This is a genomic window from Bacteroidota bacterium (assembly GCA_035506275.1).
In the GTDB taxonomy this organism is placed as follows: domain Bacteria; phylum Bacteroidota; class Ignavibacteria; order UBA10030; family UBA8401; genus JAGVPT01.
In genome coordinates this window covers 236,881-251,804 of record DATJPT010000019.1, presented here as the reverse complement: position 1 = coordinate 251,804, position 14,924 = coordinate 236,881, and the positions used below count along the sequence as shown (strand labels likewise).

Here is a 14,924-nt window from a genome sequence, read left to right as displayed (position 1 = left end):
TGAAAGGAAGTCCTCAGAGTGAGACTTGCTATCAATACGGATAGTTGGGAGAAAATGTTGCACGAAGCAAAGGAGAAAGCTATTGCGGGCGGAGCAGGTAATCGACGCCATCAACGAGGGTTGAGTCGTTCTGCCCCCATGCTGATGGGTTTGGCCCCATTTCAAATTTTATAGAGGCGCCGTCCATAATAGTGCGGTGGTCAATCCACGAGTGATTCCATTTTTTACCGTTGACCTCGCACGATTGCACATAAATATTTTTTTCTGAGGCCTCCGGCGCATCGATGCGGAGCGTTTTGCCGTTTTCAAGCTCGACGGATACCTTCTTCCACATCGGCCCTGTCAGGTAATAGATCGGCTGACCGGCATTCGGAAAGAACCCCATCGCCGTAAAGGCGTACCACGAACTCATCGCACCGCTGTCGTCGTTCCCCGGAACGCCGATGAGCGTGAATCCATCCTTCGCAAGCTTTCTCACCCAAAAACTCGCAAGGTCGGGGCGCCCGGCATACTGAAATGTCTGAACGGCAAGGAAAGCCGGCTCATTCGAAAAATCGATGAGCGTATCCTGCAAACCGTGAGTCAGCTTTGCGGCAAATATTTCTTTTCCCCCTGATAATTTCACAAGGGTAGAAAACTGATGCGGAACAAAATAGGAATATGTCCACGAGCTGCCTTCATAGAAATATTCTTTCCATGAAGCCCAGTAATGCCGCGGGTCGAAGGGGACCCACGCGTCGTTGGCATCCTTCGGAGTGATGAACCCTTTGAACCCATCGCTGACAGCTTCGGGATTCCAAAGATTCGTCCAGCGTTTGCTCCTTCCCAGATATTTTTCGAAGTCTTCCTTACGATTTAACGAAAGAGCAACCTCAGCGGCACAAAAATCGTTATAGGCGTATTCGAGCGTCTTCGAGCAGGACATATTCCCCGCTGGAATCCATCCGCGGACCTTATAGCTTGCCATCACGGAATCGACAATGCCGGCGTTGCCAAACCCCTGGAAGCCGAGCCGATCGAAGTCGGCGTTGTGTTTCATCACCGCATAGGCATCGTCCCATAGCACGCCGTCAAGCTTCTTCACACGCGCGTCGGCGATGATATTATCGACATCATTGCCCCCCTGCTCTTCGATCATGTCGACTCCGCCGATGAACGAATCTTTGACCATTCCGTTTTTCTTCAGCCGCGCGACGAACGAGCGGATATTCCCGCGAACCATGTCAGGCTGGATTAGCAACATCAACGGAAACATCGTCCTCCACGTATCCCACACGGCATATTGGTCATCCCACGCCTGCACCGTATCGGCAAAACCCGGAATATCGCCCGTCCGGTTATGCGGCATCAACATCGAATGATAGAGCGCGGTATAAAACAACTTCTTTGCCGTTGAATCTCCCCCTCCGACACGAATTTTTCCCAGCGCCCGGTTCCAGGCAGTTTCCGCCGCCCGGCTGACCTCGTCGAAATTCCATCCGGGAATTTCATGCTCAAGCCAATACGCCGCCTGGTCGACGCTTTTCAATGAGACTGCAATCTTCATCTGCACGGGGACGTTCGCAGCCGTATGAAACTCAAAATAACCGCCGACGCGATCGTTCGCCTGCATCAGAAACTCAGCCGTCTTGGACGATGAAATTTTCCCGTTCAGCCATGTTCCGCAGCCCGCGGAAGCGGCGGTGAATTCTGCGGAGAAGTATACGTTGTATGCAGCAGCACCGAATCCTCCTTCGTACCTCCCCCCTCCCGAGATCCTATGGCGGGCACTGTCGACGGAGACAAATGCATACGAAACTTTTCCACCGACATACGGGACGATGTCCATCGGAATGTTATGTGTTGCATCGATAATAACGCTGGCGGCGTCCGTCTCGGGGAATGTAAAGCGATAGATCGCGGAATGCATCGCCGGTGCGACCTCGGCCCGAACGGCATACCGAGTGAGCGTGACGCCATACCGGTATGGACAGACAACCTCATCAGCTTTGGGTGAATCGTGTTCCAGTTCACCGACGGCGAGGCCGACCTGCGGTGAAACAAAGACCTCGCCGTATTTTGTCCAGCCGATTCCGCTGACATGCAACTGTCCAAATCCACGGATCGGCTGGGCGGGATTGTATCCGTTTTGATTTGAGTTCGGTGTTTCCGGAGCGGGGTTGATAGAGCCGAAAGGAAGCTGAGGACCAATGTTGCAATTGCTGTCGTCCCCCGAAGCGCCGATCCGCGGATCGACGTAATCAACAGGATTCTCTTGAGCTCCTGCGGAAAGGGGCAGGAGCCAGAGAACAGAAACCAGCAAGAAGAATGGCGTTCGCAAAAATCTCATGGCATCAAACGCCGGTTGGTGACAGTGATATTTTCCACAACGAATTTTGAGACGCGGCTTATATCATCGCGGCCACAACCACCCAAACACGCCTGCGGTCAACAACGCATAGATCAATCCGTCCACCGTCGATTTGATGTTGACCACCCAGGGTTTGTTGTACCATATTGAGGACTGCCACAGGGCTGCCGAATAGCCGATGAACGCCGTGGCTCCCGCAAAGCGGAACACATGGAGATACGGCGCACCGATGGGGAGCGCCCTTCCGGCGATGTAGGCGGCGAAGAATCCCATGACGACGGTGTAAAGAAACCACATGACCAAGTTCATTCCCATTGAAACGGGACCTTTCGGCCAGACCGTCATCATAACCACGGGACCTCTCTTCATTTTCTCCGTAAACTCCGGGGAACGCATTTCTTCCCTGCTCGCAGGACGGGGCATCATATACTCGCCGGGGGGAATGTCGATCGGCCGAAGTGCATCCAACACCTTCTCTTCGGTCGCCAATTTTGGATAGTCCCCCTTATGCCAGGGGGAGAGCATATGGATGATGGAACTGACGATAAAGACGATCGCAGACGACAATAAGATGGGAAGCCAGAGAAAATGGAGTTGTGTCATGATGACCCTCCTACTGTGATGCTGAATAAATGAACGTTATTTAGGATTTGCCCGCTGCTTCGGCCGCCCGAATTTTCGCCATAACGCTGTGATAGCGGCCGTAACCGAAATAGATGATGAACCCCAATCCAAGCCAGATGATCAGCCGGTACCAATTCTCTGCCGGGAGAGAAAACATCAGGATCAGGCAGCTCACGATCCCGAGGATCGGCACGAGCGGAACGAACGGCGCGCGGAACGGTCGGGCGGCATCGGGGTTCGTGCGCCGCATGATCAACACCGCCGTGCAGACGATGACGAACGCGAGCAGTGTTCCGATGTTCGTCAGCTCAGCAAGGATCCGGAGCGGCAGAAATGCCGCCATTCCCGCAACGAAAACTCCCGTGAGAATCGTGGCTTTCCACGGAGTGCGGAATTTGTCATGGACCGCGCCGAAAAAGCTGGTAGGAACGAGGCCGTCGCGCGCCATCGCGAGCAGAACGCGTGGCTGGCTGAGCATCATCACCAGGAGGACTGAAGTAATTCCGGTGATGGCGCCGACATCGATAATGCGCCGGGCCCATGGCAGCCCTTTTTGAGCGAATGCATTGGAGACCGGAGCGTTGATGTCGATCTTGTCATACGGTATCATGCCCGTGAGGATGCCGGAAACAATGATATAGAGAAGCGTGCAGATGATGAGCGATGCAATAATTCCGATCGGGACGTCCTTCTGAGGTTCCCGTGCTTCCTCTGCGTGGGTCGACACTGAATCGAACCCGATGTACGCAAAAAAAATGATCGCCGCACCTGCAAGCACGCCGACCGGAGCACCGCTGGGTCCTGCCTGGCCAAACAACGTATGTCCGAAGAAACCGATTCCCGTATATCCGAACGGAGCAAAGGGCCGCCAGTTCGCCGGGTCGATATAAAAAACGCCGACGACGATCACAAAAAGGACGATCGCGAGCTTGACGATCACCATCCCAGCGTTGAACCTTGCGCTTTCCTTGATGCCAATGACAAGGATCGTCGTGATGATCGCCGTGATAACGATGGCCGGCACGTCGAAAAAAGCGCCGGTCGCGAAAAAATGTCCCGTGTCGAGATTGAAATCGAAAGGAGCGTTCGCAAAGGAATACGGGAGAACGATGCCGAAGCTCTTTAAGAGATCCTGGAAGTGCGCCGACCAGCCATGGGCGACCGTCGAAGAGCCGACGGCGTATTCAAGCACAAGATCCCATCCGATGATCCATGCGAAAAGTTCGCCGAGCGTCGCATAAGCGTACGTGTAGGCAGACCCCGCCACCGGCGCCATCGATGCGAACTCGGCGTAGCATAATGCCGCAAAGACGCAGGCAACTCCGGCAAGCGCAAACGAAAGGACGAGCCCCGGACCCGCTTTATCATGCGCCGCGACGCCGGTGAGGACGAATATTCCCGTCCCGATGATGGCCCCGACACCGAGGCTCGTCAGCGTCACCGGTCCGAGGACCCGGCGAAGTCTGTTCTCTCCTTTCATCTCTTCAAGAAGCAGTGAGAGAGGTTTTTTTGCGAAAAGGTTGTTTGCCATTCAGTGCGCTCCAATTAATGGATAGTGAGAAGCTTGAGGGGACGGGGAAAAATATAGCAAACGGCCGGCGCAGATGCCACAAAGTTTTCAAGGCAGGTTCGCGAGTCCGTCAACGGTCGTCTTTCGTGTAAATATCGAAAAAATGCCTGATCTCATCCAAACCGTTTTCGATAAAATACGGCACGGCATCCCCGAACGAGTGAAGGATGATGACGGCGTTGACGTTCGCGTCTTTCACGGAAGCATTCGAAATCCTGCGGGACATTCCTTTATTGACCGCTGAGATCGCTTTGTAAAGGTCGACAAGCTTCTCCATCTCCCAATCCGGTTTCTTGCCGTCGCGCATCAACAGAAACTGACCCGTCAGGTAGGTCGAGACGGTCCGGAAGAGGGTTTCAGTCGGAGTGGCGAACGGGAGATGAAAGCGGACCATCGGACGAAGCTTGTCCATCACGGGACAATTGCTGGTGACCATATAGATGCCGATGATCGAGCTGAGCCCTTTTTGCAGCGTGGTGTCTTTCATATACGTCCGCTCGGGCGTTTCGACGGTCACGCGCGTCCGTTCGTGCGAGACGGAGTCCTTGAATTCAGTCACGATCTGCGAAAGATTGACGGCGACAGGACAGTGCTCGGATTCCGGCGCGAGCGGGCAATGTTCGCAGGGATAAAAACTGAGCTTCGTCCATTCCGGTTTCGGAAGGTCTTTTTCATGGACAAGTTCCAGCGATTCGCCGTTCAAGGTAATTTCGAACACCTTCACTTCACGATTCTCGAACTCGAAGGTATACCGAAACTGGATAGTATCAGGATGTGCTGTTGGGTTCATATCGTTCCGTCCGGCACCCTACACGTGCCGCGGCGCTTATCGATGCTATCGTTTATAGAGCTAGTTCTTCACCGGCAGCGAGAAGCTGAACGTGCTTCCCTTGCCGACCTCTGAATCGACCCAGATCTTGCCGCCGTGCGCCTCTACGATATGCCGCGAGATGGCGAGGCCGAGCACCGTGGTTTTCAAGTCTGCAGGCTTCGAGGTCAGCTGTTCTTTGTATTTGTTGAAGACCAGTGGCAGCTCATCGGGATGGATCCCGATGCCGTTGTCCTTGATGGAAAACACAATGTATTCCTTCTTCTGCCCGAGTTCCTCTTCGGTTTTTTTCTTTACCGTAATCGCGATCACTCCATCGCGGAGAGAGTATTTGATCGCATTGTCAAAAATATTATTGAACACCTGCGCAACTTTGTCGAAATCAAAGTTCACCGCGGGGAGATTCTTTTCGATGTTCTTTTCCAGCCTAATGTCCTTCGCCTTGGCGAGAATCTCGTACCGCGCGCACATCATCTCGGCAAAGATCGGAATATCGAGCGGCTTTTTTTCGACAACAACGAGCCCTGCCTCGAACTGGGACAAGTCGATCATCTCTTTCACCCGCTGGACCATCTTTTCCGCCAGCTCTCCGGCGTAGCGGAGGAGCATGGCCTGCTCCTTCGTGATGGATCCCGACTTGCCTTCGATGAGGTGTTCGACGGTCGAATCGACGGTGGTCAGCGGTCCGAGCAGATCGTGGAAAAAGGTCGACATATACCGCTGCTGCAATTCCTTGAACGCGCGCTCCGATGTCTTTGCCCTCAGCGTCGACCGGACCCGTGTGATCAGCTCGGTCATTTCGATCGGCTTGACAAGATAGTCCTTCGCCCCTTTTTTAAGGCAGTCGATCGCCGTCGAGAAATCGGCAAAGCCGGTCAGCATAATGATCTCGGTCCACGGATAATCCCGCACCACGTGACCGAGCGTTTCGATACCGTCCATCTTCGGCATATTGATATCGAGAAGCACAAGGTCGATGGATCCTTTCTTGAGGATTCCGAGAGCCTCCTCCCCGTCCTGTGCCACCTGGACATCGAAGTCGGCGGCCTGAAGGCGAAGCTTGAGCGTCATCCGGAGGCTGTCTTCGTCGTCTACAACAAGGATTTTATCTTTCATACGTGTTTAGAGATAGGTTGAAGGAATATTGTTGTCTATTCAGTCGGCAATGTAAAATGGAACGTCGTGCGTTTCCCGACTTCGCTTTCCACTCCCATTTTCCCGCCGTGCGATTGAACGATGAGCTTGCAGATCGAAAGGCCGAGCCCGGTTCCTTTCTGTTTCGTCCGCTTTGCCGACGAAACCTGCTTGTAGCGCTCGAAGAGCTGCGGAATTTCTTCCGCCGGGATTCCGACCCCGGTGTCCGTGACGCTTACTTTGACGAACGTCCTCGCCTGGGCGACCGCACTTGCGGGTTCTTGTTCCACCGATGACACCACCGTCACCGAGCCGCCGGCCTTTGTAAACTTCATCGCGTTACTCAGAAGATTCATGGTCACCTGAGCGACCTTCTCGGCGTCCACGACGACGTCGGGGATCTTGTCGCCGTACTTCTTGACGAGGGCAATATTTTTCTGCTTGAACTGAAGTTCCATTTCGCGGCATACGGTGTCGAGGATGATCGACACGCCGATCTTCTGCTTGTCCAGGGTCATGTTGCCTGCTTCAAATTTCGACAGGTCGAGGATGTCGTTGATCAATTCAAGCATACGGCGCGCCGAATCGCCTGCGGTATCGAGCAGGCTCAATTGCTCCGCGGTGAATTGTTTGTCCTGGTCCCGGATCTCGCGGTAAAAATCGATGACGCTTTTGATGCCGTTCAACGGGCTCCTCAGGTCATGGACCAGCATGGCCATAAAGTCGGCCTTTGTCCGCTCGAGCTCTCTTTCCACGCGCACCAGCCTTACAAGCATCTTGGTCCGGACAAGGAGTTCCTCGGTATCGATCGGTTTCGTCAGGTATTCATCCGCGCCGAGCTCCAATCCCCGCTCGATGCTGCTCGCATCCTTCCGCTGCGCGGTGAGAAAAATAACGGGAATCTTGGACGTGACGGGGTTCGCGCGCAAGTGCATCAGCGTTTCAAAACCGTCCATCTCAGGCATCTGGATGTCGAGGAGGATAACGTCAGGATTCTTTTCCTGTGCGATCGTGAGACATTGCCGGCCGCTCGATGCGCGGAGCATTTTGATCGGCTTCCTTTTGAGCGCAAACTCCAAAAGATCGAGGTTGTCTTCCGTATCGTCAACGACTAATAGTGTTGGTTCTGGATATTCCATGGTTCCACCCTTTCAGAAAGATACTTTTGTTACGTCTTTCGCAGAATCTGTTTGATAGTGTTCGAAAGAGTCCCCTGCGTGAACTCTGCTTTTTTCACGAAGTCTTTCGCGTAGGCGTTGAGTTTCTCCCATTCTTCGGACGTCAATTCCTTGCCCGAAAGGACGACAACGGGAATTTTTTTCCATGTTTCATTATGCTGGAGCTGCTGGATCACTTGAAAGCCGTCCATCTGCGGCATGACGAGGTCGAGGAAAATTATTGACGGCGTCGATTTGCCGAGAATTTCAAGCGCCTTCGGCCCGTCGTTGGCGACTTCGACCTTGAAACCTTCCGTCTGGAGCAGCCCTTTCACGGCTGTGGTAAAATCTTCGTTGTCGTCGACGACAAGGACAAAATGCTCGCCGGACCCGGCAGCGCGCTGGACGAGCGACAGGAGCCTTTTCGGCTCGGCCGGTTTTGCGATGACATCGATCGCGCCCAATGAAATTGCGAGGGGCTTGTTGTCGATGATCGAATGAATGATGACAGGAATGTCTTTCAGCTTATCGTTGGCCTTCAATTCACGGAGGACCTGCCATCCGTCCTTTTTCGGCATCATGATGTCAAGGGTGATGAGCGCTGGCGCCTGTTCGAGTGCAAGCTTAATGCCCTCGTCCCCGGAGTTTGCGCCGACCACTGAGTATCCCTCCGGGACGAGATATTTCGTCAGAATCTCGATCACGTCGGGATCATCATCGATGCAGAGCACGCGGGTACTGGTCCCCATAGCGGGCGGCGCCGGGCGTGGAGCCGGCGGAACGATCGGGGCGGTCGGTTTCGGAGCCGGGGGGGCCGGCGGCGGCGCGGCGGGACGAGAGACCGTCGGCAGCGCAGGCCTCTCCAATTTTTCGCGCAGCTCTTCGGGGAAGACAGACGGAATCGCGAGCGTGAACGTCGAACCTTTGCCGAATTCGCTGTCGACCGTTAAGTCGCCGCCAAGAATCCGTGCAAGGCGCCGCGAGATCGGCAATCCCAGGCCTGTTCCCTTGTACTTCCGGGTGTTGCTGTTGTCGATCTGCTGAAATTCTTCAAACACTTTCCCAAAATTTTTCGGCTCGATGCCGATGCCGGAATCTTTCACGGAGAACGACACCATGCCGTTCTGCTGGAGGACCGTCACGACGATCTCCCCCCGTTCGGTGAACTTGACCGCATTGCTCAGGAGGTTGACGAGGATCTGCTTCACCTTGAGGGTATCGGTCTGCAGCGGACGGAGGTTCTGTCCGATGTTCTGCTTCAACACGATATCCTTCCCCTTCAGCAGTCCTTCGACGGCCATCACGGAGTTCGCGACGACGTTCGGCACGTCGTCCGCGTCGACGTTCACGGTCATGCGCCCCGATTCGAGCTTCGAAAAATCGAGGATATCATTGATGAGCTGGAGCAGATGCTTCCCGTTGCGTAGAACTTTTTCCAGCGCCATATGCTGGTCGGGCGTCAGCGGGTCGCCGTTGGGGCCGAGCAGCACCGAGCTGAATCCGATGATCGAGTTCAACGGCGTGCGTAGCTCGTGCGACATGCTTGCAAGGAAATCGGATTTTACGCGGTACGCCTTTTCAAGCTCCATGTGCTTCGCGTTCAATTCCTCGTTCTTCTGCGCCACCTCGCGGGTCAATTTTTGGGACGCATCGAAATTTCTCGCGTTCGTGATCGCAACGCCGAGCTGGGGAACGGAATTGTTGATGATCTCTTTCTGCAGCTCGTCGAATCGGTTCATCGAGCCCAACAGCAGAACACCGAGCACCTTATCCTGGAAGACGATCGGTACGGCGAGGACGGAGTACGGAGCGACTTCGACGAGTCCGGTGTCGACGGAAAAACCGGAGAGGATCGGGATATTCTTGATCTCCAGCACGCGCTGCTCCGCGGCACATTGACCGGGTATTCCTTCGCCCAGCGCGAACGACCTCACGTTCGCTCCCCCTTCCTTGAGCGCATAGCCGGCAGAAAGCTCGAGCAGGTTGTTCTCCTCGTTCATCAGATAGAGCGCCCCGACGGTCGCCTTCGCGTGATGGCACAGGAGCTGCAAGCTCCGATACTGAATGGTGTTGAGATCGGCGTACGCGTTCAGCGCGGTGACGAGTTCGGAATAGGCGTTCAACCGTGTATAGTTATTCCCGAGCATCGTCGACATTTTATTGAAGTCCGCTGCGAGCTGGCCGAGCTCATCCGACCGATTGAGATTGATAGGGTCGAATTTTCCCGCCATGATATTCTGCGTCCCCTCTTTCAGGACGCGGACGGGGTTCGTGATTTGGCGCGTCAGAACGAACCCGAGCGCCACCGCAAAGACAGCCAGCAAGATATTGACGAGACCGATAAATGTCGCCAGATCCCGGCCTAAATTGGTCGCGCGGTCGAGGTTGTGCTCCTGCGCGGAGGAGAGCTGTTTCGACATATCGTAGATGAGCAGGCGCGCATCGGTCAGGTAGTGGGTCTTTATTTCGGCATTGCCGACCGAGGCCACGTCCGCCTCGATGTTGATGCCGCTTTTTCTATCTGTACCGAGCTTGATTTTCTTATCCCCTATTTCCTGGATCCACTGGTAGGTCAGGGTCTTCACTTTTAGAAACGACGGGGCGAGAAGGCTGTCGGTGACGCTGCTGCTGGCCACGGACATGGCATCGTCGAATTCCTTCACCGCATTTTGATACGATGCCTTTGCGGATTCGTCGCCGGTTTGGAGGTAAAGATTCGCCTGATCGGGAGCTTCTGCCAGCACGTGACGGACATTTTCGACGTTCGTCAGCGTGCGAATCTCGCTCGACGTCGACCCAAAATTCTTTTCGATCTCGGCAAGAAGGTACAGCGTGAGGAGGGTCATCGCCGTCAAAATGACGAGGAGGAACGCGAAATTCGCAAGGACTCTCCAATACAATTTTGTCTTCAGCATGGTCTTCTCCTACTCAATGAGAATGAGACACCGTAAATGCTATGAAAGAAAATATCCATCGCCGTCCGTTACGCGGGCTGGTCCGCGAGATATTTTCGGATGAGGGTGATGAGCTCTTCCGGGTCCATCGGCTTCGAGTAGTGCTCCGCACAGCCGATCTCGAGTGTCCGCGCCTTATCCTCAGGTTTTGCCTGCGCGGTGAAAGCGATGATGGGAATGTGCTTCGTCCGCGTATCCCCTTTTAGGATCGGGATCGCTGTCCATCCGTCCATCACCGGCATCTGCATGTCCATCAGGATCAGGCTCGGCAGATGTTCGATCGCTTTGTCGACCGCCTCCTGGCCGTTCTCTGCGATGACGAGCTCCGCGCCGAGCCGGCTCCGCTGCAGCACAAAGGTCACCAGGTCGCGGTTGTCTTCGTCATCTTCAGCCAACAAGATCTTTTTACTCATATTCACGTCCTTTCAATGTTCAGATTTTTTCAACTCAGCGACGAAACGTAATCGCGGAAATGAGCCAGCTTCTCATTCATGGCGATCATGAGCTCATCGACGTCGACCGGCTTCTTTAAGAATCCTTCGTGATGCCGAAGCTCCGACGATTGGAGCTGACTGACCTCGGATTCCTGGCACAGCAGTATAAAGGGAATGAAATTGAACTTCACCGTGGCGCGCAGCAAATGAAGAAATTTGATTCCGCTCAGGCTTCCGGGGGAGAATTCTGTGTGACAGAGGATGAGGTTGGGATTGACTTTTTCAATTTTCTCAAGCGCCTCCTCCGGGGTTCCCGACAGCACCACGGCATACCCCGCCGCTTTGAGCCGCGGCACCAGTTCATCCTTCGTCTTGATGTTGGGAGACACGTACAGAATCGTTCCTTTATACTGGTCGGCAACGAGGTCGAGGAGAAATTTTGTTTCATACTCGAGGTATTCCTCCATCGTCACCTGATACACTTTTCGCAGCCATTCGAACGTTGAAGAGGAACTTCGCAGGAGCTGACGTTTGGCAATCACTTCTTTCACCGCATTGCTGTACATCTTGAGCTTCACTTCGCGGCGGAGCGACTGCTCTACGCTCTCCGGAATGGCAAGCGATATTGCGAGCTTGTGAAGTTCTTCGGCTTCTCCATCGCTGGGAGCTCCGTTCGTCCATGCTTTCTCCAATGAATGACGAAGCTGGCGCACGTTTGCCTCGATCTGCTGGTTGGTCATTTCCTCGCGCGCCTTCTTTTCCTGCTCCAACGAATGCGAAAGCATTTGAATCTGCCGCTTCATTTCCTCCAGCGTTGCTTCCATCGCTTTTTGTTCGGCGGGGCTCGGCGGGGGTTCCGGCGTCGGTTCTTTTGCTTTTGGGAGCGGAGGTGGCAAAGGAACGCTCGCAACTGCAGGTGCCGGTTGCAACGGCGGAGGTGGCAAAGGAACGCTCGCAACGGCAGGTGCCGGTTGCAACGGCGGAGGTGCCAATGGAACGCTGGCAACGGCAGGTGCCGGTTGCACCGGCGGCGGCGCTTGAATCACAGGTTTCGGCGGGGCCGGCGGCGGTACGGCAACCGGTGCCGGTTTTGCAGCAGGAGGAACTGCGGTCCCCGAAGCCATGGAGGTCGGTGCGGCCGCTTTCGGCGGAGAAGGTACGGCGGGCTGCGCCGCTACCTTATGAGCAGGAACGGGCTGAGCCAGCGGAGGAGCTGCTGCGGAAGGAGGAGCGGACTGAGCCTGCGGAGAAGGTGCCGCAGGGGGAGGAGCGGAAGTCCCCACCTCCTTTTTTTTCTGCGCTTCGAAATAATTAATGCGGTCCAGAAAAGCAACGACGTAAACATTCGCCGGATCCAACTTCTTCGCTCGTTCAATCTCTGTGCGAGCTTCATGAAATTTGGACTCCTTCAAAAAGCGGTCTGCTGCCAGAAGGCATTGCTTTGCCGCAGCTTTGTCTGGAGTTGCCGAAGGAGCATTCATGAAAGTTTGTTAGGAGTTCTCGTCAAAAGACCCGACCGTGGACCAATGCCCAAAAAAATATCCTGCCGATAAATCAAATTTCTCATCAAATACTTCGTGACGATAGCGCACGACCGACAACGCTATGCACAGAAGAGTAGATTTTTAGAAGTTGAAGATCGGCGTTGTCGTGCACCCAGAGGGAGTCGAACCCCCAACCCTCAGATTCGAAGTCTGATGCTCTATCCAGTTGAGCTATGGGTGCAAGCTTAATTCTGCTGCAAATATGTTTAGCTCAATCCCGCCGCTCTTTGGCGGGATTGAGCTATGGGTGCAATTTTCGACGTAAAATATACAAAACTTTGTGAGGGAAGGCAAGGAAATGAGGGGATCGTCCCATTCACTTTGTGGGTGAAAACACTTAGTTTACTTCCCTCAGGTTAAATTGCATTCTCGCATCTTCAGCGTAAATCTCTCATTGAATGAGAAAAACAGGAAACCTACACCCGGTGGTGTGAATATTCGCTTCATTCTGCGAATCATAATCGCTTTGAAAGACAGGAATTTTCACGTACCATATGATTATCAGGCAACAATGTCGGCGCATAACAACGGACTCATGGCATTGACAATTCATCAAGTATCTTCCATCGCCCACTCGTATTTGGAGCCGTACCGTACGCTCAAGCGCCCATTGGAACATCAGAAGGCGGGCATTTTTGTAGCGGAGGGAGAGAAAGTGGTCCGTCGATTGCTTGAAAGCAGGATCCGGATTATTTCGATACTCCTCACCGAAGAATGGTTTGCAGCATATCGAACGCTGCTGGAGTCAAGAGGCGAAGAAATCGATGTCTACCTTGCCGGGAAGGAATTGATGGAGACGATCGTCGGTTTCCCATTGCACAAAGGAATCATGGCAGTGGCGAGAATTCCCGGGAGGACAACGCTGCAGGAGGCCATCGCCGCATCGGCGCAGCCATTCTTCTTCATTGCGGTGGACGGGGTGATGAATTCGGAGAACATGGGGGTCATTGTACGGAATTGCGCCTCGTTCGGCGTAAGCGCATTGCTCGTCGGCGAAACATCCTGCGACCCATATTTACGGCGAGCGGTCCGCAACTCAATGGGCAATGTCTTTTCGCTTCCGCTGGTATATCTTTCCTGTATCACGGAAGAGTTAGAAGAAATCCGGACTCGCTACCACGTGACGATCGTTGCGGCGCATCCCCGGGAAAAAAGCAGTGAGATCGGTTCAGTAGATTTCTCGGGAAATTGTTGTGTAGTGCTGGGGGGCGAGGGGCACGGAATTTCGGAACAAGTTCTTGAAGCGAGCGACATTCAGGCAACGATCCCGATGCATGCGGGGGTGGACTCGCTGAACGTCGCCAGTGCAAGCGCCGTCATTATGTACGAGGTGCAGCGGCAGCGCGAACTACGCGGGCGTTGACCTCTTCTCTTGTGTCTGTTATGGAATCATTCTCCCTTGGTCTTGCATGGAACTGGCAGTACGATTCCGACTTTATCGCCGGAATCGAAAATGCCTGCATTCATCTCGGTTTGACGACATACCGGATAGAGCCATCGAATGTCTTCGAAACGCTTCACCGGCTCCGCTCGGGGGAAATTGCATTTCAGACCTTCCTCGACCGTGCATCGGATGACGACGAAGCATTCCTGCCGCTTGTCCGGCATCTCGCGAGATCGTCCACGCGTTTTTACAACCTGCACGACCATGTCGACAAGGCGAAAGACAAGGCGACGATGCATTTGGAGTTCATTACCAATGGACTTTACGTGCCGTATACGATCATCATATCGCCGTATAACAAGAAGAAGGAACTGGAGCTGAGTCTTTCGGAGCTCGCGAAACTCGGGAGGCCGTTCATCATCAAACCGGCAAACACCACCGGCGGAGGAACCGGAGTCGTCCTTGGCGCTGAGAGCCTGAAGGACATCATCGAGACCCGGCAGCATCATAAAAACGACAAGTATCTTCTGCAGGAGACTGTCCGACCGAAAATTCTTGACGGTGGCAAAGCCTGGTTCCGCGTTCTGTACGCTTTTGGCGAGATCATCCCCTGCTGGTGGGATGACGTCACCCATGTTTACCGAATCCTCGACAAACAGGACGAGGAACGCTGCGGGCTTGGAGGATTGCGGGATTCGGCGAGGAAGATCCAGAAGGTCTGCAGCCTCGATTTTTTTTCCTCCGAGATCGCCGTAACTGAAGAAAATGTCTTTGTCGTGGTCGACTATGTGAATGAAGTGTGCGATATGCGGCTGCAGTCGAAGCATGTCGACGGCGTACCCGACGAGGTCGTGCAGAAGATACAGCTGCTCATCGCCAAAGAAACGGAAAAGGTTTGTTCCTCCACCAACAACAATGCCGGATAGGCGACTGCATCCGGCATT

The 14,924-nt window shown here is 54.1% G+C and carries 12 protein-coding genes and 1 tRNA gene; 3 read left to right on the top strand and 10 right to left on the bottom strand.

Annotation, left to right across the window (positions count from 1 at the left end; all coding sequences use genetic code 11):
* Positions 1-79 precede the first annotated feature (79 nt).
* The 9 genes from VMF88_14380 to VMF88_14340 form a co-directional block, all read right to left on the bottom strand.
* On the bottom strand, positions 80-2,329 hold the full coding sequence (locus tag VMF88_14380) for a GH92 family glycosyl hydrolase (GenBank protein HTY12244.1): 2,250 nt from the start codon (positions 2,327-2,329) through the stop codon (positions 80-82).
* Positions 2,330-2,392: 63 nt separating this feature from the next.
* Complete coding sequence (locus tag VMF88_14375) at positions 2,393-2,953, bottom strand: hypothetical protein (GenBank protein ID HTY12243.1); 561 nt, start codon at positions 2,951-2,953, stop codon at positions 2,393-2,395.
* A 40-nt stretch (positions 2,954-2,993) separates the two neighbouring features.
* Positions 2,994-4,505 carry an amino acid permease gene (locus VMF88_14370; GenBank protein ID HTY12242.1) on the bottom strand — a complete coding sequence of 504 codons (1,512 nt, stop codon included), beginning with the start codon at positions 4,503-4,505 and terminating at the stop codon, positions 2,994-2,996.
* A gap of 109 nt (positions 4,506-4,614) precedes the next feature.
* On the bottom strand, positions 4,615-5,334 hold the full coding sequence (locus tag VMF88_14365) for a hypothetical protein (GenBank protein ID HTY12241.1): 720 nt from the start codon (positions 5,332-5,334) through the stop codon (positions 4,615-4,617).
* A gap of 60 nt (positions 5,335-5,394) precedes the next feature.
* Complete coding sequence (locus tag VMF88_14360; protein HTY12240.1) at positions 5,395-6,489, bottom strand: response regulator; 1,095 nt, start codon at positions 6,487-6,489, stop codon at positions 5,395-5,397.
* A 35-nt stretch (positions 6,490-6,524) separates the two neighbouring features.
* Positions 6,525-7,646, bottom strand: coding sequence for a hybrid sensor histidine kinase/response regulator (locus VMF88_14355; protein HTY12239.1), 1,122 nt, complete (start codon positions 7,644-7,646; stop codon positions 6,525-6,527).
* Between the two features lie 29 nt (positions 7,647-7,675).
* Positions 7,676-10,579, bottom strand: coding sequence for a response regulator (locus tag VMF88_14350; protein ID HTY12238.1), 2,904 nt, complete (start codon positions 10,577-10,579; stop codon positions 7,676-7,678).
* A gap of 68 nt (positions 10,580-10,647) precedes the next feature.
* Positions 10,648-11,031 carry a response regulator gene (locus VMF88_14345; GenBank protein HTY12237.1) on the bottom strand — a complete coding sequence of 128 codons (384 nt, stop codon included), beginning with the start codon at positions 11,029-11,031 and terminating at the stop codon, positions 10,648-10,650.
* Between the two features lie 29 nt (positions 11,032-11,060).
* Positions 11,061-11,855, bottom strand: coding sequence for a hypothetical protein (locus VMF88_14340; GenBank protein HTY12236.1), 795 nt, complete (start codon positions 11,853-11,855; stop codon positions 11,061-11,063).
* A gap of 11 nt (positions 11,856-11,866) precedes the next feature.
* On the opposite strand from VMF88_14340, the gene VMF88_14335 reads away from it, so the two are divergent.
* The gene (locus VMF88_14335) at positions 11,867-12,367 is read left to right on the top strand and encodes a hypothetical protein (protein ID HTY12235.1); all 501 of its coding nucleotides are present in this window, start codon (positions 11,867-11,869) and stop codon (positions 12,365-12,367) included.
* A 336-nt stretch (positions 12,368-12,703) separates the two neighbouring features.
* On the opposite strand, the gene VMF88_14330 is transcribed toward VMF88_14335, so the two are convergent.
* Positions 12,704-12,777, bottom strand: a tRNA-Arg gene (locus VMF88_14330).
* Between the two features lie 354 nt (positions 12,778-13,131).
* Here VMF88_14330 and VMF88_14325 point away from each other — a divergent pair.
* Positions 13,132-13,959, top strand: coding sequence for an RNA methyltransferase (locus tag VMF88_14325; protein ID HTY12234.1), 828 nt, complete (start codon positions 13,132-13,134; stop codon positions 13,957-13,959).
* Between the two features lie 20 nt (positions 13,960-13,979).
* The gene (locus VMF88_14320) at positions 13,980-14,906 is read left to right on the top strand and encodes a hypothetical protein (protein ID HTY12233.1); all 927 of its coding nucleotides are present in this window, start codon (positions 13,980-13,982) and stop codon (positions 14,904-14,906) included.
* Positions 14,907-14,924: the final 18 nt, after the last annotated feature.